At 66.3% G+C, this 19331-nt stretch carries 19 protein-coding genes; 10 read left to right on the plus strand and 9 right to left on the minus strand.

The features are described from left to right. Nucleotides 1-3: 3 nt before the first annotated feature. From KBW95_RS15855 to KBW95_RS15870, 4 genes are all read left to right on the plus strand, one after another. The gene (locus KBW95_RS15855) at nucleotides 4-1605 is read left to right on the plus strand and encodes an ABC-F family ATPase (protein WP_211525266.1); all 1602 of its coding nucleotides are present in this window, start codon (nucleotides 4-6) and stop codon (nucleotides 1603-1605) included. Between the two features lie 61 nt (nucleotides 1606-1666). Next, nucleotides 1667-2803 (plus strand): quinolinate synthase NadA, encoded by a 1137-nt coding sequence (gene nadA / locus KBW95_RS15860; RefSeq protein ID WP_211525267.1) that lies wholly within the window; start codon nucleotides 1667-1669, stop codon nucleotides 2801-2803. Then, entirely contained in the window at nucleotides 2800-3675 is an 876-nt protein-coding gene (gene nadC, locus KBW95_RS15865; protein ID WP_211525268.1) for a carboxylating nicotinate-nucleotide diphosphorylase, read from the plus strand. Before nadA ends, nadC begins: the two co-directional genes overlap by 4 nt. Further along, entirely contained in the window at nucleotides 3675-3989 is a 315-nt protein-coding gene (locus tag KBW95_RS15870) for a hypothetical protein (RefSeq protein WP_211528719.1), read from the plus strand. The genes nadC and KBW95_RS15870 overlap by 1 nt, the downstream gene beginning before the upstream one ends. Before the next feature lies 1 nt (nucleotide 3990). Here the strand turns inward: KBW95_RS15870 and KBW95_RS15875 are convergent, their stop codons facing one another. The 4 genes from KBW95_RS15875 to nadB all read right to left on the minus strand — a co-directional run bounded on the left by KBW95_RS15875 (nucleotide 3991) and on the right by nadB (nucleotide 8606). Beyond that, on the minus strand, nucleotides 3991-5010 hold the full coding sequence (locus tag KBW95_RS15875; protein WP_211528720.1) for an alpha/beta fold hydrolase: 1020 nt from the start codon (nucleotides 5008-5010) through the stop codon (nucleotides 3991-3993). Nucleotides 5011-5033: 23 nt separating this feature from the next. Then, nucleotides 5034-5927, minus strand: a complete 894-nt coding sequence (locus tag KBW95_RS15880; RefSeq protein ID WP_211528721.1) for an NAD-dependent protein deacetylase — start codon at nucleotides 5925-5927, stop codon at nucleotides 5034-5036. A 100-nt stretch (nucleotides 5928-6027) separates the two neighbouring features. Beyond that, the gene (locus KBW95_RS15885; protein WP_211528722.1) at nucleotides 6028-6927 is read right to left on the minus strand and encodes a DMT family transporter; all 900 of its coding nucleotides are present in this window, start codon (nucleotides 6925-6927) and stop codon (nucleotides 6028-6030) included. 50 nt (nucleotides 6928-6977) lie between these two features. Beyond that, on the minus strand, nucleotides 6978-8606 hold the full coding sequence (gene nadB, locus KBW95_RS15890; RefSeq protein ID WP_211525273.1) for an L-aspartate oxidase: 1629 nt from the start codon (nucleotides 8604-8606) through the stop codon (nucleotides 6978-6980). 159 nt (nucleotides 8607-8765) lie between these two features. Between nadB and KBW95_RS15895 the strand changes: the two genes are divergently transcribed. Together KBW95_RS15895 and pnuC are read left to right on the plus strand one after the other, a co-directional pair. Beyond that, nucleotides 8766-9266, plus strand: coding sequence for a pyridoxamine 5'-phosphate oxidase family protein (locus tag KBW95_RS15895; RefSeq protein ID WP_211528723.1), 501 nt, complete (start codon nucleotides 8766-8768; stop codon nucleotides 9264-9266). Nucleotides 9267-9351: 85 nt separating this feature from the next. After that, a complete protein-coding gene (pnuC, locus tag KBW95_RS15900; RefSeq protein ID WP_211528724.1) occupies nucleotides 9352-9936 on the plus strand; it encodes a nicotinamide riboside transporter PnuC in 585 nt (194 codons plus the stop codon). On the opposite strand, the gene KBW95_RS15905 is transcribed toward pnuC, so the two are convergent. After that, complete coding sequence (locus tag KBW95_RS15905) at nucleotides 9926-10300, minus strand: hypothetical protein (RefSeq protein WP_211525276.1); 375 nt, start codon at nucleotides 10298-10300, stop codon at nucleotides 9926-9928. The two genes, pnuC and KBW95_RS15905, sit on opposite strands and share 11 nt — an antisense overlap. A 119-nt stretch (nucleotides 10301-10419) precedes the next feature. Then, nucleotides 10420-10863, minus strand: a complete 444-nt coding sequence (locus tag KBW95_RS15910; protein ID WP_211525277.1) for a DUF411 domain-containing protein — start codon at nucleotides 10861-10863, stop codon at nucleotides 10420-10422. An 81-nt stretch (nucleotides 10864-10944) separates the two neighbouring features. On the opposite strand from KBW95_RS15910, the gene KBW95_RS15915 reads away from it, so the two are divergent. Both KBW95_RS15915 and KBW95_RS15920 read left to right on the plus strand, forming a co-directional pair. Further along, on the plus strand, nucleotides 10945-11388 hold the full coding sequence (locus KBW95_RS15915) for a four-helix bundle copper-binding protein (RefSeq protein WP_373888811.1): 444 nt from the start codon (nucleotides 10945-10947) through the stop codon (nucleotides 11386-11388). Between the two features lie 71 nt (nucleotides 11389-11459). Beyond that, nucleotides 11460-12623: a tyrosine-type recombinase/integrase gene (locus KBW95_RS15920; protein WP_211525279.1), complete on the plus strand. Its 1164-nt coding sequence runs from the start codon at nucleotides 11460-11462 to the stop codon at nucleotides 12621-12623. Between the two features lie 307 nt (nucleotides 12624-12930). Here the strand turns inward: KBW95_RS15920 and KBW95_RS15925 are convergent, their stop codons facing one another. The 3 genes from KBW95_RS15925 to KBW95_RS15935 form a co-directional block, all read right to left on the minus strand. After that, on the minus strand, nucleotides 12931-13209 hold the full coding sequence (locus KBW95_RS15925) for a hypothetical protein (protein WP_211525280.1): 279 nt from the start codon (nucleotides 13207-13209) through the stop codon (nucleotides 12931-12933). Nucleotides 13210-13445: 236 nt separating this feature from the next. Further along, complete coding sequence (locus tag KBW95_RS15930; RefSeq protein ID WP_211528725.1) at nucleotides 13446-14216, minus strand: slipin family protein; 771 nt, start codon at nucleotides 14214-14216, stop codon at nucleotides 13446-13448. Between the two features lie 2 nt (nucleotides 14217-14218). After that, entirely contained in the window at nucleotides 14219-15670 is a 1452-nt protein-coding gene (locus KBW95_RS15935; RefSeq protein ID WP_211525282.1) for a nodulation protein NfeD, read from the minus strand. A 264-nt stretch (nucleotides 15671-15934) separates the two neighbouring features. On the opposite strand from KBW95_RS15935, the gene KBW95_RS15940 reads away from it, so the two are divergent. After that, complete coding sequence (locus KBW95_RS15940) at nucleotides 15935-17959, plus strand: hypothetical protein (protein ID WP_211528726.1); 2025 nt, start codon at nucleotides 15935-15937, stop codon at nucleotides 17957-17959. A gap of 359 nt (nucleotides 17960-18318) precedes the next feature. Continuing rightward, entirely contained in the window at nucleotides 18319-19101 is a 783-nt protein-coding gene (locus KBW95_RS15945) for a hypothetical protein (RefSeq protein ID WP_211525284.1), read from the plus strand. Nucleotides 19102-19331: the final 230 nt, after the last annotated feature.

Raw genomic sequence — 19331 nt, forward strand, 5'->3', positions numbered from 1 at the left:
ACCGTGCTCTCTACTGCCAATATCACGATGCAATTCGGCGCCAAGCCGCTGTTCGAAAACATTTCCGTCAAGTTCGGCGAAGGCAACCGCTACGGCCTGATCGGCGCGAACGGCTGCGGCAAGTCGACTTTCATGAAGATCCTCGGCGGCGACCTCGAGCCGTCCGCCGGCAACGTCAGCCTGGACCCGGGCGAGCGTCTCGGCAAGCTGCGCCAGGACCAGTTCGCCTACGAAGACGTGCGCGTGCTCGACGTCGTCATGATGGGCCACACCGAGCTGTGGAACGCCATCTCGGAGCGCGACGCCATCTACGCGAACCCGGAAGCGACCGACGAAGACTACATGCGCGCCGCCGAGCTCGAAGGCAAGGTCGCGGAATACGACGGCTATTCGGCCGAAGCGCGCGCCGGCGAGCTGCTGCTCGGCCTGGACATCGCCAGCGACCTGCACCAGGGCCCGATGAGCGCCGTGGCGCCCGGCTGGAAGCTGCGCGTGCTGCTGGCCCAGGCCCTGTTCTCGAATCCGGACATCCTGCTGCTGGACGAACCGACCAACAACCTGGACATCAACACGATCCGCTGGCTGGAAGACATCCTCAACGAGCGCAACTCGACGATGATCATCATTTCCCACGACCGCCACTTCCTGAACCAGGTCTGCACCCACGTGGCCGACATGGACTACGGCACCCTGAAGGTCTATCCGGGCAACTACGACGACTACATGCTGGCGTCGACCCAGGCCCGCAACCAGCAGCTCGCCAACAATGCCAAGGCCAAGGAAAAGGTCGCGGAACTGCAGGACTTCGTGCGCCGCTTCTCGGCCAACAAGTCCAAGGCGCGCCAGGCGACCTCGCGCGCCAAGCAGATCGACAAGATCAAGATCGAGGAATTCAAGCCTTCCTCGCGCGCCTATCCCTTCGTGCGCTTCGAAGGCGAGAAGAAGCTGCACCGCCTGGCGGTGGAGACCGAAGGCCTGTCGAAAGCCTATGACCGCCAGCTGTTCAAGAACTTCTCGATCATGGTCGAGGCCGGCGAACGCATCGCGATCATCGGCGCCAACGGCGCCGGCAAGACCACCTTGCTGCGCTGCATCGGCGGCAAGGAGATCACCGGCCTCGACGCCGACCAGGGCCGCGTGAAGTGGGCCGAGAACGCCAACGTCGGCTACATGCCGCAGGATCCGACCGAAGAATTCGCCGGCGGCGAGAACCTGACCGACTGGATGGGCCAGTGGACCCAGGAAGGTGACGACGACCAGGCCGTGCGATCCATCCTGGGCCGCCTGCTGTTCGGCGGCGATGAAGTGAAGAAATCGGTGAAAGTGCTGTCCGGTGGCGAAAAGGGCCGCATGATGTACGGCAAGCTGATGCTGGGCCGCCACAACGTCATGCTGCTGGACGAGCCGACCAACCACATGGACATGGAATCGATCGAGTCCCTCAACATCGCGCTCGACAAGTACGCCGGCACCCTGGTGTTCGTGTCGCACGACCGCGAATTCGTGTCCTCGCTGGCCACCCGCATCCTGGAGATCCGCGAGAACGAGATCGTCGATTTCCAGGGCAACTACGAGGAATACCTGAAGAGCCAGGGCATCGACTGATGAGGCAGGGCAGGGCGACCTGCCCTCTGCAGCTTCCGTTTCATTGTGAGATCATAGCTTTATGAACACAGTCCTTCCGATCAAGACCTACGAATACGACCGCCCGGTCGCCGGCGCCGCCTGCACCGCCGAAGCCTGGGCCCGTACGCCCGCCGCGCCGAGCGCGGCCGAAAAAACCGAGCTCAAGGAACGCATCCGCCGCCTGCTCAAGGAGCGCGATGCGGTGCTGGTGGCCCACTATTACGTGGACGCCGACCTGCAGGACCTGGCCGAGGAAACCGGCGGCTGCGTCTCGGACTCGCTGGAAATGGCGCGTTTCGGGCGCGACCACCCGGCCAAGACCCTGGTGGTCGCCGGCGTGCGCTTCATGGGCGAAACCTCGAAGATCCTGAACCCGGAAAAGACGGTCTTGATGCCGGACCTGGACGCGACCTGCTCGCTGGACCTGGGCTGCCCGGCCGACGAGTTCGCGGCCTTCTGCGACCAGCATCCGGACCGCACGGTGGTCGTGTACGCCAACACCAGCGCCGCCGTGAAGGCGCGCGCCGACTGGATGGTGACCTCGTCGATCGGCCTGGACATCGTCAAGCACCTGCACGAGCAGGGCAAGAAGATCCTGTGGGCGCCGGACCGCCACCTGGGCGCCTGGATCCAGAAGCAGACCGGCGCCGACATGCTGCTGTGGCAAGGTTCCTGCCTGGTGCACGACGAATTCAAGGGCATCGAACTCGACCTGCTCAAGGCCGAGCACCCGGACGCCAAGGTGCTGGTGCACCCGGAATCGCCGGCTTCGGTGGTGGCCCAGGCCGACGTGGTCGGCTCGACCACCCAGCTGATCAACGCCGCGCGCGACCTGGACGCCAGCACCTTCATCGTCGCCACCGACAACGGCATCCTGCACAAGATGCGCATGGCCGCGCCGGGCAAGACCTTCATCGAAGCCCCGACCGCCGGCAACAGCGCGACCTGCAAGAGCTGCGCCCACTGCCCGTGGATGGCCATGAACGGCCTGCGCAACCTGGCCGAAGTGCTGGAGAGCGGCGCCAACCAGGTGCACGTCGATCCGGAGATTGGCCGCCAGGCCAAGCGCGCGATCGACCGCATGCTGGACTTCGCCGCCGCCAAGAAGGCCAAGGCGCTGCCGCAAGGCGCGCTGGAGCAGAACGCGACCCTGTTCTCGGGAGTGGGCCCGGCATGACGACCCTGCGCAATCCCTTCATCGACGACAACGCCTTCGACGAAAAACTGCAGGCGGCGTTCGAGCAGAACATCCTGGCCGCCTTGCTGGAAGACGTCGGCACCGGCGACCTGACAGGCATGCTGGTCCCGGGCGACACCCGCGTCCAGGCGCGGGTCATCGTGCGCGAAGCCGCCGTGCTGTGCGGCGCGCCCTGGTTCGAGGGCGTGATGCTGGCCGTCGACCAGGACCTGGACATCGACTGGAAATACGCCGAGGGCGACCTGATGAGCGCGGACTCCGTGGTCTGCACCATCGCCGGCTCGCCGCGCTCGCTGCTGACCGCCGAGCGCGCGGCCCTGAACTTCATGCAGCTGCTGTCGGGCGTGGCAACCGTCACCCGCAAGTACGTGGACATTATCGCCGGCACCAGTGCCGCGATCCTCGACACCCGCAAGACCCTGCCGGGCCTGCGCCTGGCGCAGAAGTACGCGGTGCGCGTGGGCGGCGGCAAGAACCAGCGCATGGCCCTCTACGACGGCATCCTGATCAAGGAAAACCACATCGCGGCGGCCGGCGGCGTGACCAACGCGCTCAAGGCGGCCGACGCCCTGAACGCCGGCGTGCCGGTGCAGATCGAGGTGGAAACCATCGTCCAGCTGGAAGAAGCGCTGGCGGCCGGCGTCAAGTCGGTCCTGCTGGATAACTTCGACCTGGACATGATGCGCGAAGCGGTCAAGGTGAATGCCGGCCGCGCGCTGCTCGAAGCCTCGGGCGGCGTCAACATCGGCACCGTGCGCGCCATTGCCGAGACCGGCGTGGACCGCATCTCGATCGGCAGCCTGACCAAGGACGTGCGCGCGACCGACTACTCGCTGCGTATCGTCGGCTGATGTCGACCGCCAGGCTCAAGCGGGCGATGGGCTCGCGGCTGTTCTGGCTGGGCTTCGGCCTGCTGCTGGGACTGCCTCAGATCGCCGACGGGGTGCGCTACGACCTGAACGGCGAGCTGTTCTTCGGCGTCGGCATGGTCCTGCTGGGGATCCGCGGCTTCCTGCGCCCGGTCGTGATCGGCCGCGCCCTGCGCATGAAGGCGGACAGCGAGGCCGACACCATCGGCTCGCCGAAGCTGATCGGCGCGCTGTCGCTGGCGATGGCCGCTTTCATCGTCATTGGCGCGGTGCTGAAGGTCCTTTCCCGGCCCTAAGCTAGACCCCGCTTTCGCTGGCGCGTGCCAGCGCCTCCGCGCGCGGACTGCGCAGCACGACCGGCTCGCCCACCTGGGCCGCGATCCCGTCGATGGCCGCCAGCACCTTTTCGGGATGGGCATAGTGGAACATGTGGCCGGTGCCCGGCTCCAGTTCCAGCTGGCTGTTGTGCAAGCCCTCATGCAGCCGCTCCGCATTGTGGCCCGACGTGGCGACCTTGTCCTGGGTGCCGGCCAGGATCGTCGCCGGCACTTTCAGTTCCCCATAGCGCCTGGACAGCGACATAGCGGCCGGGATCATCATCGCGCTTTCCGCCGCGGCGGCGCGCAGCTGCTTGGGCCGCAGCGCCATCCACACCGGCATGCCGCTGAAGCGCTCGGAGATCGGCATCGGGGAGAAGGCGCGCTTGATTACCGGGCGCCAGATCATGCGCGACACCAGGGGCGAGACCGTGTAGCGCATCAGGTCGCCGATCACGGGCACGGCGGGCGGCGAGGACAGCGGCGCATCCAGCCGCACACTGGGGTAGTAATAGCCCGACATCAGGACCAGGCCGCGCACGAAGTCCGGCACCTGCAAGCCCATCGCCAGCGCAACCATGGTGCCCCAGGAATGGCCGAGGACGATGGCGGAATCGACGCCGATCTCCTGCAGCGCGTGGTGCAGCAGGCGCGCCTGCTTGTCCGGGGTCCACACGGTAGTGCGCGGCCGCTCGCTATAGCCGAAGCCGGGGCGGTCGAAGGCGATCACGCGATAGTGGCTGGACGCCATGTCGAGCAGGCCGCTGAGCTCGAAATCCTTCGAATACACGCCATTGCCGTGCAGGAGGACCAGCGCCGGGCCTTCGCCGCGCTCCAGGTAATGCAGGCGCACGCCGTCCACGGTCACGAACTTGCCTTCGGGCGGATGCTCGCGCTCCACCTGGCGGGTACGGGCCTGGACGAACAGCCAGGAAGCAGCCAGGCCGGCGGCGGCCCACAGCAGTCCGGGACGCAGGCCCGAGGAAGGCCGGGAGCGCATGGAATAGCTTCGGTAAGAATCGTTCACAGTGTTCCCCTATGGTCGATGAGGGCGGGCGGCAGCCCGGGTGGACGCGCATCCAGCAACTGCGCCACCAGCGGCAGCACGTGCTCGGCGGATTCGTCGAGCTTCAGGTGCAGCAGGTCGTCGGCCCGCGTGCGGCCGAGGTTGAGGGCGGCGATCGGCTTGCCGCTCTGGGTCGCCATGCGGCAGAAGCGGAAGCCCGAGTACACCATCAGCGAGGAGCCGATCACCAGCAGCGAATCGGCCGTTTCCATTTGCGCCAGTGCGCAGGCCGTGCGCGCCGCCGGCACGTTATCGCCGAAGAAAACGACGTCCGGCATCAGGGCGCCGCCGCAATGGACGCAGTGCGGCAGCCTGAAGTCGGTCAGCGCGTCGGGTTCGAGCGCGGCATCGCCGTCGGGCAGCGGCATCGCCATCGACTGGGCGACGTCCGGATTGGCCTCCTCGAGCTGGGCCTGGACGAAGGCGCGCGGAAACTGGGCTTCGCAGGCGAGGCATTTCACGTGGTGGATGTTGCCGTGCAGCTCGAGCACGGCGTGGCTGCCGGCCTGGTGGTGCAGGCCGTCGACGTTCTGGGTCAGGATGAAACCGATCCTGCCGCTGGCCTCGAGCGCGGCCAGCGCCTGGTGGCCGGCGTTGGGCGTGGCCTTGGCCAGCACCGGCCAGCCGACCATGCTGCGCGCCCAGTAGCGGCGCTGGACGGCCTCGGAACGGCGGAACTCGGGACCCTGGATCGGCTGCTTGCCGCGCCGCGTGCCGTCACGGTCGCGGTAGTCGGGAATGCCGGACGCGGTCGACAAGCCGGCCCCGGTCAGCACCAGGGTGCGGGTGTGCCGCTCGAGGAAGGCGGCCAGTTCCTCCGCGCGGTCCTGAACGGTAAATGCTTCTGCCATGTTGCGAAATCCTCCCTATGCATGGGATCGTAGCATCCTTGGCGCGGGGCTTGGAACACGATTCCATGGCTACATACCGGCGCCTCGGCAGGCCGGCGAATTAGCGGGCGGACACTGCGATCCCGCCGACGATCATGGCGAAGGCCAGCACATGGTAGAGATGCGGCGGCTCGCCCAGGAAAGCCGAGGACAGCAGAGCCGTGAACAGCGGCGTGAGGTTGATGAAGAACGCCCCGATGCTGGGACCGGCGCGCTGCACGCCGGCGCCCCAGAAACGCATGGCCAGGATCGCCGGGCCGATGGCCACGTAGAGCAAGGCCGCGGCCAGCTGCCAGCTCCAGACGATCGCGACGTCCTTGAGCGCCCATTCGCCGCCCGCCAGCGCGGCCGACCACAGCACCCCGTAGGCCACCTGGGCCAGCAGGAAGGCGGCCCAGTCCTGGCGCAGCGCGGGCACGTCCTTCTGCTGCATCAGCATCCAGCTGTAGAAGGACCAGGCAATGGTCGCCAGGATCATGTACAGGTCGCCGACCACCAGGCGCAGCGCGGCCAGCTGTTCCAGGTCGCCCCGGCACATGACCACCAGCACCCCGAGGATGGACAGGATCGCCCCGGCCACCTGGCGGCGCTTGACCGGCACCCCGTAGAACAGGCGCCCGACCAGCAGCATCCAGAACGGAATTCCCGACGCCACCAGGGTGACGTTGATCGGGGTGGAGGTCTGCAGGGCCAGGTATTGCAGCGAGTTGTACAGGCCCACGCTGAGCAGGCCCAGGACGCAGTAGCGGCGCCAGTTCATCCTTACCCCGCTGCCGGCGCGCAGGGCGGCCCGCCCGAGCGGCACGAGGATAGCCAGCGCGAGCACCCAGCGGATCAGGTTCAGGGTCATCGGCGGCACGGCGTCGCGCACCAGGCGGCCGACGACGGCGTTGCCGGCCCACAAGACGGGTGGAATCGTCAGGGCCAGTATGGTGGAGGGGGTGAGGGCTTGGCGGTTCATCAGGAAAGCGGCCCGCCTAAGCGGGCCGGTGCAGCAGGCAGTGTAGCAAATTAACGGCGGCGCGGCGTGAGCACGCTTGGCAGGGCCTTCGGCAGCGTGTCGGGGAAATCGCGCGAGAAGTGCAGGCCGCGGCTCTCGTGGCGCGACAAGGCGCTGCGCACGATCAGGTGGGCCACCTCGACCAGGTTGCGCAGCTCCAGCAGGTCCGGCGTGATGCGGAAGTTGCGGTAGTACTCGTCGATCTCCTCCTTGAGCAGCTTGATGCGGTGCATGGCCCGCTCCAGGCGCTTGGTGGTCCGCACGATGCCCACATAATTCCACATGAAGCGGCGCAGTTCGTCCCAGTTGTGGGCGATCACCACTTCCTCGTCGGCATTGGTGACGCGGCTTTCGTCCCAGGGCGGCAGCACAGGATTTTCGACCCGGGGCGCGGCCGCGATCTGGTGCGCGCAGGCGCGGCCTACGACCACGCATTCGAGCAGCGAGTTGCTGGCCAGGCGGTTGGCGCCATGCAGGCCGGTGCAGGCGGTCTCGCCCACCGCGTACAGGCCGGGGATGTCGGTGCGCCCGGCCAGGTCGGTGACGATGCCGCCGCAGGTGAAGTGCACCGCCGGCACCACGGGAATCGCTTCCTTGGTGATGTCGATGCCCAGCTCCAGGCAGCGCGCGTAGATGGTCGGGAAGTGTTCCTTGAGGAAGGCCGGATCCTGGTGGCTGATGTCCAGGTGCACGTAATCCAGGCCGCGCTTTTTCATCTCGAAGTCGATGGCGCGTGCGACCACGTCGCGCGGGGCCAGTTCGCCGCGTTCGTCGTGGGCCGGCATGAAGCGCGTGCCGGCGGCGGCGCCGGCTTCCGGCGGCAGCTTGAGCAGGCCGCCTTCGCCGCGGATCGCCTCGGTGATCAGGAAGGACTTGGCGTAAGGGTGGTACAGGCAGGTCGGGTGGAACTGGATGAATTCCATGTTCGACACGCGGCAGCCGGCGCGCCAGGCCATCGCGATGCCGTCGCCGGTGGCGGTGTCGGGATTCGTGGTGTACAGGTAGACCTTGCCGGCGCCGCCGGTGGCCAGCACGGTGTGCTCGGCCTCCACGGTGAGCACCTTGCCGTTGCGCTCGTCCTGCACGTACAGGCCGTAGCAGCGCGGCTGTCCGACCAGATGGGGCGCATTGCCCTGGATGCCGTTGGCCGTGAGCTTGTCGGAAGTGATGAGGTCGATCGCGCAGTGGTGCTCGAACAGCTCAATGTTCGGATGGGCGCGCACCTTCTGCTCCAGCGTCACCTGGACGGCGTGGCCGGTGGCGTCGGCGGCGTGAATGATGCGGCGCTGGCTGTGGCCGCCTTCGCGGGTCAGGTGGAAGCCGAGTTCGGCGGTTTCGTCGCGGGTGAAGGGCACGCCTTGCTCGATCAGCCATTCGATGGCTTCGCGGCCGTGTTCGACGATGTAACGGGTGGCGGCTTCGTCGCACAGCCCGGCGCCGGCCACCAGGGTATCGGCGATGTGCTGGTCGTGGCTGTCGCCCGAATCGAGCACGGCGGCGATGCCGCCCTGGGCCCAGTTGCTGGCGCCGTCGAGGAGTTCGCGTTTCGAAATGATCGCAACGCGTTTGGTTTGCGCGAGATGCAGGGCCACCGACAGGCCGGCCAGACCGCTGCCGACAATAGCGACGTCAAATTTCATGGCAAATGTCATATTTGTACAGAGGCATCACTATAGACGATTTGCGCTGGCCGCGTCAGGCCGCCCCCCCCGGCAGCCGGCCGGTTGCGTACGCGGCCGCACGGAGACGCCCTTGCATCCGGGCTAGCATCGACCCATTCAACACGACGAGGATCCGCCATGTCCAACCACGATACGTCCGCCCACGCCGCCGCGCTGTCCGACAAGATCGGCTCGATGCGCTTCGCCATGTTCACCTTCCGCGACCAGCATGGCCACCTGGCCAGCCAGCCGATGACCAACCAGCAGGTGGACGGCGAGGGCGGGCTGTGGTTCTACGTGCGCACCACGACCGCATTGTGGGACAGCATCGCCCACGATCCCGAGGTGAACGTGAGCTTCGCCAACAGCGACGACAGCACCTATGTGTCGGTCAGCGGCACCGCCGAGCGCGTGGTGGACCGCACCCAGATCCGCGCGCTGTGGAACCCGATGGTCCAGGCCTGGTTCCCGGCCGGTCCCGAGGACGAGCACGTGGTGCTGGTGCGCGTGGCCCCGCATGCCGCCGAATACTGGGACTCGAACGACAGCAAAATGGTTCGCCTGTTCGCCATGGCCAAGGCGGCGGTGACCGGCTCGACGCCGGACGTCGATGCCGACCACGGGACCATCCGGCTGTGATTTCTTGCTGAGGAGTACGTGGTTCGCTTACAGTAGCCGCTTTTGGACTGGAGCGAACCATGAGCAGATTCTGGCGCCGCGGCGCATGACCGGCCCGCTCGAACTGGCGGCCAACGCGTTCACGGCGGTGGCGATCGTGCTGGCGGGACGCAACAGCGTCCATACCTGGTGGACCGGGATCGTCGGCTGCACCCTGTTCGGCGTGCTGTTCGCCCAGAACCGCCTGTACGCCGATGTGCTGCTGCAGGTATTTTTCGTGGCCACCAGCGTGCTCGGGTGGTGGCGCTGGCTGCGCGGCGACCATGGCGCGCCGCTGCCGATCACGCATGCCGGTCTGCGCACCCTGCTGTGGCTGGCGCCGGCCGGCATCGCGGCCACGGCCGCTTACGGCGCGCTGCTGCACCATTACACGAATGCCTACGCGCCTTTTGTCGATTCCGCCGTGCTCGTATTCAGCGTTATCGCCCAGCTCCTCATGATGCAAAGGCGCATCGAGAACTGGCCGGTCTGGCTGCTGGTGAACACGGTCGCGGTCCCGCTTTACTACAGCCGCGAGTTGTACCTGACTTCAGCGCTCTACGTCGGCTTCTGGATCAACGCGATCGTGTCCTGGATCTGGTGGCGCAAGCTGGCCCGCCGCGAAGCGGCCACTACTGCTGTTACGGGCTGACCGGGGGCAGGTCCCCTTCGTCCTGGTTGCCGCCCGTTTCCGGCGCCCCCAAGCCGGTGGCCGAGCGTCCGGCCTGGCTGGCGCGGGTGTCCTGGGCGCCGCGATTGATATGGGTCATCGCGCTGTCGGCGGCTTCACCGGCCATGCCGCCTGAGTCGGGTGTCCCGGCCTCGCCGGTGGGGGCATTCGTGGTTTCGCCGGACTGGTTGCGGGTCAGGCCATCGCCGCCGCTGCCGCCCGTTTCCTGCTGGGTTTCATGGCTGGGCGTCGCGCCTTGCTGGCCCGAAGTCACGCCGCCGACGCCGATCGTGGTGGACGGATCGTCCTGCCCCGGCGTACCGGGCTGGGATGCGGAAGAAATCATCGCGGCCTCCTGTGATGGTGGAGGCCTATTGTCGCGCAGCGATGCGCGCGTCGCTGTCGGCGGGTTGTCGGTAGGGCTGTAGGACCGGGCCGCGCAGGCCCGCGCTAAGCTCAGCTCAGTTAGTTATAGTGCTTGTAGACCGCAGTCTTGCCGCCGTCCTTCACCAGGAGTACATCGTAGGGGTCGCTGCGCGGACCTTCCATGCCCGGCGAGCCGAGCGGCATCGCCGGCACGGCCAGCCCCACGGCCTTCGGTTTCTCGGCCAGCAGGCGCTTGATCTCGGCGGCCGGCACGTGGCCCTCCAGCGCGTAGCCCTTCACGCGGCCGGAATGGCAGGAGCCGTATTGTTCGGGGATGCCGAACTTCTGGCGGTAGTCGGACGGATCCTCGACATCCGTGGCCTTGACCGTGAAGCCATTCGCCTCGAGGTGCTTGACCCATTCCTTGCAGCAGCCGCACATCGAGGTCTTGTACACCTCGATCACCGGCTGGGCGGCGCAGGCGGCCAGGGGCAGCGCGATCAGCGCGGCGGCGGCCGAATGGATGAAGTAAGGCTTGAACATGCTTGCTCCTGTCAATCAAGGATGGTGTTTGCCCGGACGAATCGTGCGTAGCCGGTCAGGCTATGGTGCTACGGTATCCGGTTGTGGAAACACGCCGCTACTATACCAGTACGGCCTCTTTTCCGGAGCACAAGCAGCCTGAAGGAGGGAGAGACGGAACAATCGCATTACAGCACCTGCATCGAAGCCTGCAACCATTGCGCCGACGCCTGCGACATGTGCGCGGCCGCCTGCCTGCGCGAGGACGATGTGAAGATGATGGCGCGCTGTATTTCGCTGGACATGGACTGCGCCCAATCGTGCCGGCTGGCGGCGAGCGTGATGGCGCGTGGCGGCGAGGCGGCCCAGGCCGTGTGCAGCGCCTGCGCCGAGGTCTGCGGCAGGTGCGCGGAGGAGTGCGCGAACCACCCCATGCAGCATTGCCAGGAATGCGCGGCGGCCTGCCGCGAGTGCGCGGTCGAATGCCGCCGCATGGGCGGCATGGCCCTCGGCGCGCCCGGCTATGGCGTCCCGGCGCCGCACTGAGCGCTCGGGCCTTCGCGGCCCCGCGAGGCGGTGTTATACTGTATATAAGTACAGTCTTTCATTGCCGCCTCATGCCTGTTTTCCTGCCCATCGATCTCGACCCGCTCCCTGATGAAGGGCTGGACAAGGCGGCGGCCACGCGACGGGGCAAGAACCTGGGAGCGCATTTCCACGACGAGCCCGCGACCGATGCGCGCAGCGACGCCGAACTGGCGCGCGAATACATCTCGCACGGCGAACTGAGTCCCAAGTCGATCGCCAACGTCCAGAAGGAGCTCTACCGTTTCCTGACCTGGTGCCGCGAGGAGGCGAAGAAGAGTTTCCAGCAGCTGAATACCGGGGACCTGAACGCCTACAAGGAGTTCCTCAAGCAGCCACCCGCCGAGTGGATCTCGACCACCAAGTGGCCGCGCAGCGACCCGCGCTACCGGCCGTTTTCCGGGCCCTTGTCCGACCCGAGCCGGCGCCAGGCGATGATCGCGGTGAAGGGCGTGCTGACCTATGCCGAGCAGACCGGCTACCTGCGCCGCAATCCGGCGCGCCTGGTGAAGAACGTCCGGGCGCCGCACGCGAGCCGGATCACGCGCTACCTGAGTCCGCAGGCCGTCGCGCTGGCGCTCGATACGCTGGAGCGGCGCCCGGCCGGCACCGAAGCCGAGCGGCGCCAGCGCGAGCGCGACCGGTTCCTCCTGGTCGCCTTCGCGCAGACGGGCGCGCGCCTGAACGAGATCGTCGGCGCCCACATGGGCGCCATCTACAGCGAAGGCGACGGGCGCTGGTGGCTGGACGTGATGGGCAAGGGCGCCAAGCCGCGCCGGCTGCCGGTGCCGCCGGCCATGCTGGCCGCTTACCGCGACTATCGCCGCGCTTTCGGCCTGCTCGAACACACCGGGCGCGCCGACCGCATGCCCCTGGTCCTGTCGAGCCGCAGCAAGGAGTTCGTGCGCGTCAGCGATGAAGCGGCTTCCGAAGCGCTGAAAGCCGTGTTCCAGGCGGCGGCCGGCGCAGCGGCGGCCCAGGGCGACGGCGACAGCGCGGCGGCCTTGCGCCAGGCATCGACCCACTGGCTGCGCCACAGCATGCTGACCAACCACGCCAACAACGGGGTGCAGCTGAAGACCTTGCAGGACACGGCCGGCCACGCCAACATCGCCACCACGGCCGCCTACCTGCACAAGCAGGATCACGAACGCCACGACGAGATCGTGGGCGCGCCGGGGAAGGGGCTGCTGTAGCCGGCCCGGGCTCGGCTGGCGCCTGGCGCTGACGTCACTGCCTCACATTGGCGCCGAGCTGCCGAAATAAGTAACTTGTCGAGTTGCGGATGGGTCTCGCTTGGATCGAGAGGCGTCACTGACGAGCTCAAGAATTCTGTAACTCGTCGAGTGCCAGATGCCGCTCGCTTGGACGGATATCGAGCAGGCGCCGCCGCGCCGCCGCAGAACGTAACTTATCGAGTGACAGCCAGCATCCGCCTGGACGGTGGCTCTACCGCTCAGATTCGGTGGTTGCGTAACTCGTCGAGTGCCAGAAAGGAGTTGCTCAGACAGGTATCGAGGAGGTACCGCCCGCGGAGCTGCCGTAGTTCTGTAACTCGTCGAGTGACAGACGGCGCTCGTTCAAGGCGCTAAGGATGGAGGCAAGTTGCTCGGCGTCGGGCTGGATGTAGACGATGCGCTGCTCGAGCTGCTTTTCCCAGTAGGGGGTATAGGGCACATCGGTCTCGGTCATGACCTTTGCATCGAAACTGCCGTCCTGGAGTTCGCCGACCAGCGTGATGCGCGCCGTATCCGGCGTCGTGTTCTTCACCGTAATGTTCATGCTGCTCCCTTCGAATGATCAGTTCGCATGTGGCCATTGTCCCGCAGGGACAGCCTCGGCGCAAATCGCTGCCGTCATCCGTGCGCGGGTGTTGCACCGGCATATTGCGTAAGCACATGGGGGATGCGTCGCGGGCTGCGCGCGGCCCGCGGGTGTCGCCCAAGTTTTTGTGGTCGAGCGCTACGAGCTCCGGCCGCCAAGCCACGTCCGGGAGGGGAGGGGCCCGGTGCGAAAACTCAGGTCCGTTCGCGTCGCACCGCCCCCGCCAGGTCACCCAGCAGATCGACCGGCAACGGGAACACGATGGTCGAGGATTTGTCCCCGGCGATCGCGCTCAGCGTTTGCATGTAGCGCAGCTGCATCGCGCCGGGTCGCTGCGACAGTACGTACGCCGCCTGCTGCAGCTTTTCCGAGGCCTGCAGCTCGCCCTCGGCGTGGATGATCTTGGCGCGCCGTTCCCGTTCGGCCTCGGCCTGCCGCGCGATGGCGCGGATCATCGACTCGTCCAGGTCGACGTGCTTGATCTCGACATTGGCGACCTTGATGCCCCACGCGTCCGTCTGAACGTCGAGCACTTGCTGGATGTCCATGTTCAGCCGCTCGCGCTCGGCCAGCATTTCATCCAGTTCGTGCTTGCCGAGCACGGCCCGCAAGGTGGTCTGGGCCAGCTGGCTCGTGGCTTCCATGAAGTTGGCGACCTGGATGATGGCCTTGTCCGGATCGACCACGCGAAAATAGATCACCGCGTTGACCTTGACCGAGACGTTGTCGCGCGAGATCACGTCCTGGGTCGGCACGTCGAGCACCACGGTGCGCATGTCGACCCGCACCATCTGCTGGAGCACCGGGATGATGATGATCAGGCCGGGACCGCGCACGCCCCAGAAGCGTCCCAGCTGGAACACCACGCCGCGCTCGTATTCGCGCAGGATGTGGATCGCGGCCGCCAGCAAGCCAAGCACGAGCATCAGCAGGGCGCCGATGCCGATACCGATTTCGAACACCATGCTCATCCTCCTTGATTGTTCTCGGCCGGAGCCACCCGCACCGTGAGGCCATCGCGCCGCAGCACCCTCACCATTTGCCCCGGCTTCAGGGGCAGGGGACTGACGGCTTTCCATAGTTCGCCTTCGAGACGGACCCAGCCTTCGCAGGCGCCCGGCTGTTCCATGCTTTCGATCCGGGTCAGCGAGCCGGGCAGGCCGGCCGTGGCGCTGGTGACGGGGCGGCGGCGCGTCGCCAGCGCGATCCGCGCGATCCCGGCCAGCAGCAGGGCGCTCAGCACGCCCAGGGTCACGATCAGCACGGGCGGGATGCCGAAGCCCGGCAAGGCGGTGTCGATCAGCATCAGTGCGCCGGCCACGAAGGCGACGATGCCGCCGAGCCCGAGCACCCCGAAGCTGGGCAGGAAGGCTTCGGCGATCATGAACATCAGTCCGAGCATGATCAGGGCCAGGCCAACATAGTTCACCGGCAGCAGCTGCAAGGCATACAGGCCCAGCAGCAGGGAAATCGCGCCGATCACCCCAGGCGCCACAAAGCCCGGGTTCATGAATTCGAACACCAGCCCGTAGATGCCGATCGTCATCAGCAACAGCGCAACACTCGGGTTCGCGATGGCCGCCAGGAAGCGGTTGCGCCAGTCCGATTCGATGGGCACCACGGCGGCATTCTTCGTGTGCAGGCGTTGCGCATGGCCGTGTACCGTCACGCTGTGCTCGTCGAGCTGGGCCAGCAGGGAGTCCAGGTCTTCCGCGACAAACTCGATCACATGCTGCTCGAGTGCATCGTGGGCGCTGAGGCTGACCGCTTCGCGCACCGCCAGCTCGGCCCAATCGGCATTGCGCCCGCGCATCTGGGCAAGCCCGCGCAGGTAGGCCGCCGCGTCGTTGACCTGCTTGCGCGCCATTGGCGTGTCCGGCCCCTTGCGCTCTGGCTCGGCGCCGCGGCTCTTGTCGGCGGCGGGCGCGGGAAGCGGGGAAGGCTCGCGTCCGGGCGTGGGCTGCTGCGGCCCGATGCCGACCTCGACAGGCGTGGCCGCGCCGATATTCGTGCCGGGAGCCATGGCCGCCACATGGCTGGCGTACAGGATATAGGTGCCGGCGCTGGCCGCCCGGGCGCCACTCGGGGCGACATACACCGCCACCGGTATCGGCGAGGTCAGGATCGCCTTGATCACAGTGCGCATCGAGGTATCCAGTCCGCCCGGCGTATCCATCTGCAGGATGACCAGCTGAAAATGCTCGCTCGCCGAGTAAGCGATGCCGCGTGCGATGTAGTCGGCCGTTGCAGGCCCGATCGCGCCGTCGATCGTCAGCAGGCCGACGCGCTTTGCAGCCGATGCGGCCGATGTGGTCGATGACACCGGCGAGAGCGGCGGCGCCGAAGCGGACGCGTGCGCCCAGGCGGCGAACGCCATCAGGGCCGCCACCAGCAGGCACCACCATTTTCGCCGGCACATCGTCTTCTCCAACACATGCGCATCGAGAACGCGTCATGGCTTTGACCGCTCAGCGCCGCCATCGGTTTCACAGGCCTGGTGCAAGCGCTAGCGACCGCTACCGAACGAATAAGTTCAGTCTACACCGCCTCCAGACCGCCCGGCGCATTTGTGCGAGGTCAGCCCTCGGGCCTGCCGAACAGCCTAGAGTTGGATATTGAAGCTGGCGGCATCCCTTCAAAATCTCGTTCCGCTGGTCACTTACTTGTAGCAATGGAGAGGATCATGAATCAGCAAGCAAGAACCCGTGCAGGCAGCGGGAGGTGGGCGCTGGCGGCAGCGCTGACGTCTCTGGCGATCGCGGTCAGCAGCATGGCCAGCGGCGTCGGACAGAGCGCGGATCCGGTGCGGCCCGGCCCGGACGAGGTACGCGCTTCGGGTGCGGTTGGCGCCGGGAGTCCGGACCATCGGGCGCACGGATCTCCGGTCTACAGCGTGATCAACCTGCCGGTCGAGAAAGATGCCAATTCCTTCCTCAACGAGAAAGGCCAGGTCGCATTTTCCTCGTATCTGTTCAACGACGCAGGCTTTTTCGACGGTGAGCGCGCCTACGCTCTCGGTTCGCTGGGCGGCGGCTACGCCACCGTGAGCGGCCTGAACAACCTCGGCGTGGTGATCGGTCATACCAATGACGCCAGCGAGCCGTTCCCGCGCTACGGGCCCTACATCTGGACGGCCGCACGCGGAATGCGCGCGCTGCCTGGGCCGGGAGGAAGCTATGCGCTCGCGATCAACGACAGGAACCAGATCGTGGGCGACATCCCGGCCCCAGGCATTACCGCCAGGGCAGCGCGCTGGGACCCGAACGGTCGCATCCGCACGCTCGGTCCGCTCCCGCTCTCGTGGTCTGAAGCACGGGACATCAACGACCTCGGGATCGCTGTCGGCTTCGCCGACGTCGCCGGTGGAGATCTTCACCCCATGCTCTGGGACGCGACCGGCCGGCAGATCGACCTGGGAAGCTTGGGCGGCAGCGTCGGCATCACCTATTTCGTGAACAAATGGGGAGCGGCAGCCGGGATCGGCGATACCCCCGGTGACGCGCATGTAGCGGCTTTCTACTGGAGTCCACGCAGCGGCAAGGTGCCGACCGGCGCGCAGGACACCGGCTTTCGCCTGGTGACAGCGCTGAACGACCGCGGGGAAATTTCGGGTAATACCTTGCTGCCCTCACGCTACGCGGCCTATTTCTGGACGCGGTCCCGCGGGATGACGCTGCTGCCAGGCCTCGGCCCAGGCGATACCGACGTGCTCGACCTGAACAACCGCGGCGAAATGGTCGGCCAGATCCTGCAGAGCGGCGGCAACCGGGCGGTGCGCTGGCAGGGGCTGCGCACGCCGGTTGATCTGACCAGCCGGGTCCACCGGGCGCCTGCCGGCCTGGTTATTTCCACGGCGAGCGCGATCAATGATGCCGGTGTCATCGCCGCCCACTCGAACGCAGGCATGATCTTGTTACGCCCTGGAACACGTGGAACGGATGCGCCCGTGCTCGGCCCCATCGCCGGGCTGGCCGACACCGTCGTGGTCGGCGACGAAGCGCGCCTTTCGCTCAGCTTTGTCGACAACTCGGCTACACAGACACACAAGGCAAAGGCGACGTGGACCGATGGCTGCGATACATCGTATCCCACCGTGCGCGAAGCACGCGGCGTAGGGTCGGTGGATTTCCAGCACCGTTTCTGTGCACCCGGCCTCTTTACTGTAACTGTGCAAGTTACGGATTCTGGCGGCCGCTCGACTGTGACGCGCCACCCTGTCTGGGTGCTCGAGCCGGAAATGGCCACGCTGCGCGGCCAGGGGACGGTGGCAGCGACCGCGAGCGGGGCAGGGGCCAAGGCGGGACCGCTGCGGTTCGCGCTCTGGGCGCCACTCTCGAATCAGGCGGCGGCAATGGCAGGCGGGCGCACTCGTGCAGGCGCTGGATTCGTCAGCCTGTCCGGGCCTTTCGAGTTTCGCGCGCAGGAAATCAAGGAGGCGAGCCGCAGTGGAGAACTGGTGCGCCTGGAGGGGACGGGCCGCTACAACGGGCTGCCGGGGTATCGCTTCGTGCTTGAGGCAGTCGATGGCGGGGAGGGGAAACGTGCCAGCAAAGATGCGCTCCGCGTGCGAATTTCACACAAGGACGCAGAGGGCAAGGAGGTCGTCGACTATGACAATGGCGGTGCAGGAGGCATGAGGGTGTCGATGGTGGCGGTAGCGCGAAATCGTAGTGCGCTCGTGGAAGGAGGTCTGCACCTGCATGAGTGAACGACAATCGGATGGATGGCGAGCGCGGGTCGTCGCTCGCTCGCGCTTGCACAAGGCCTTGCATGCACCAGGCCAAAGACTGCACGAAGTTTCTTATAGTGCTGATACGCTGAATGCGCATCCGTGCCAAATCGTAGCGCTAGCAGCCCTGGATTCCGATTTCCCTCACTCGACATTAGCAAATATATTGTCGAGTATACGCCGTTAACCACGGGAGCGATTGTTTTTCAAGCATCCAGCCTGTACATTGCGGTCCGATCAAGTCGAGCAGGGTTTCAGCGATGCGTGTACAAACTATTTCTTCCGGCGCGGAGGCACATTCGAACGAGGACTTCGTGGCAGTCCACGAGGCCGATGGGATGATCGATTTGATCGTGATCGACGGCGGCACCTCGGTCGCCGACCGTCACTTCATCGATCCTGAACGCGGCGACGTCGTCTGGTTTGCGGAGGGGTTTGCCGCCGAACTCTCGAAGTGCCTCGGCGACGGACTGTCGCAGCAAGCGTGCGCACAGCGCGCCGCCTCGGCCTTGTACGAAGAATTCACCGCACGAACCGCAGGCAAGGACGTGCCTTTGCACGCATGGCCGATCGGTGCGATGACCTGGGCGCGGGTCCACGCAGCCAGTGGCGGCCGCCGGCTTCAGTTGTACAGCCTGGGCGACTGCAAGACGCTGCTGCATGCGCCGGATGCACCCACCGTCGATCTGGATCCCTTCGTCAATCCGCAGGAGGCCGTGCTGCAGGCTGAAATCGCCCGTTTGATCGACCAGGGCGTCACCGACGCGGGCGAACGGCGCGCCCTGATGCAGCCGATGCTGCGCGCCAGGCGTGAGGCCCAGAACACCGCGCCGGCGCCCTCGATCCTGTGCCTGAAACCTTCCGGTCCATTCGCGGCGCGCACTCTCGAAGCCGAACTGCCGCACGGATCAGCGTTGCTGATGATGACGGACGGCTTCTACCGGCTGGTCGAACCCTATGGACTGTACACGCACGGCGAGCTGGCCACGCGCTGCCGGCGGATGGGACTCGCCGTCATGCTGGACGAACTGCGTTCGCATGAAGACAGGACCTTCGGTACGGCGGCAATGGCGGTGAAGCGCGCCGACGATGCGTCGGCGGTCTTGTACGAAACAGACTGAGTCCGGTGGAGAAGAGACAAACAGAAACCGCAGCGAGGCGCCGATCATCAGGCCGGGAAGCGCTCGCATACGGAGCCTTGCGTTTCTCGAGGCTAGAGATGGCGGCAACAGGCCGAGTAGGCGGCTTCCTACAGACCAGGAAGCCGCGCAATGCACCGGTTCCTGGATTGACCTTTGCCGGCCTGCCTGTCCCGATGACCACCAATAGATAGCGCATTTAACATAATATA

This window comes from Massilia sp. ZL223, assembly GCF_018119395.1.
Classification (GTDB): Bacteria; Pseudomonadota; Gammaproteobacteria; order Burkholderiales; family Burkholderiaceae_D; genus Telluria.

Excerpts from the sequence above, each read along its gene's own strand:
- KBW95_RS15925 (WP_211525280.1), bottom strand. The coding sequence starts at position 13,209 with ATGAACATTACGGTGAAGAACACGACGCCGGATACGGCGCGCATCACG.
- KBW95_RS15910 (WP_211525277.1), bottom strand. The coding sequence starts at position 10,863 with ATGTTCAAGCCTTACTTCATCCATTCGGCCGCCGCCGCGCTGATCGCG.
- KBW95_RS15885 (WP_211528722.1), bottom strand. The coding sequence starts at position 6,927 with ATGAACCGCCAAGCCCTCACCCCCTCCACCATACTGGCCCTGACGATT.
- KBW95_RS15920 (WP_211525279.1), top strand. The coding sequence starts at position 11,460 with ATGCCTGTTTTCCTGCCCATCGATCTCGACCCGCTCCCTGATGAAGGG.
- KBW95_RS15880 (WP_211528721.1), bottom strand. The coding sequence starts at position 5,927 with ATGGCAGAAGCATTTACCGTTCAGGACCGCGCGGAGGAACTGGCCGCC.
- nadB (WP_211525273.1), bottom strand. The coding sequence starts at position 8,606 with ATGAAATTTGACGTCGCTATTGTCGGCAGCGGTCTGGCCGGCCTGTCG.
- KBW95_RS15895 (WP_211528723.1), top strand. The coding sequence starts at position 8,766 with ATGTCCAACCACGATACGTCCGCCCACGCCGCCGCGCTGTCCGACAAG.
- KBW95_RS15875 (WP_211528720.1), bottom strand. The coding sequence starts at position 5,010 with ATGCGCTCCCGGCCTTCCTCGGGCCTGCGTCCCGGACTGCTGTGGGCC.
- nadA (WP_211525267.1), top strand. The coding sequence starts at position 1,667 with ATGAACACAGTCCTTCCGATCAAGACCTACGAATACGACCGCCCGGTC.
- KBW95_RS15905 (WP_211525276.1), bottom strand. The coding sequence starts at position 10,300 with ATGATTTCTTCCGCATCCCAGCCCGGTACGCCGGGGCAGGACGATCCG.
- nadC (WP_211525268.1), top strand. The coding sequence starts at position 2,800 with ATGACGACCCTGCGCAATCCCTTCATCGACGACAACGCCTTCGACGAA.
- KBW95_RS15870 (WP_211528719.1), top strand. The coding sequence starts at position 3,675 with ATGTCGACCGCCAGGCTCAAGCGGGCGATGGGCTCGCGGCTGTTCTGG.
- KBW95_RS15940 (WP_211528726.1), top strand. The coding sequence starts at position 15,935 with ATGAATCAGCAAGCAAGAACCCGTGCAGGCAGCGGGAGGTGGGCGCTG.
- pnuC (WP_211528724.1), top strand. The coding sequence starts at position 9,352 with ATGACCGGCCCGCTCGAACTGGCGGCCAACGCGTTCACGGCGGTGGCG.
- KBW95_RS15935 (WP_211525282.1), bottom strand. The coding sequence starts at position 15,670 with ATGTGCCGGCGAAAATGGTGGTGCCTGCTGGTGGCGGCCCTGATGGCG.
- KBW95_RS15930 (WP_211528725.1), bottom strand. The coding sequence starts at position 14,216 with ATGGTGTTCGAAATCGGTATCGGCATCGGCGCCCTGCTGATGCTCGTG.
- KBW95_RS15945 (WP_211525284.1), top strand. The coding sequence starts at position 18,319 with ATGATCGATTTGATCGTGATCGACGGCGGCACCTCGGTCGCCGACCGT.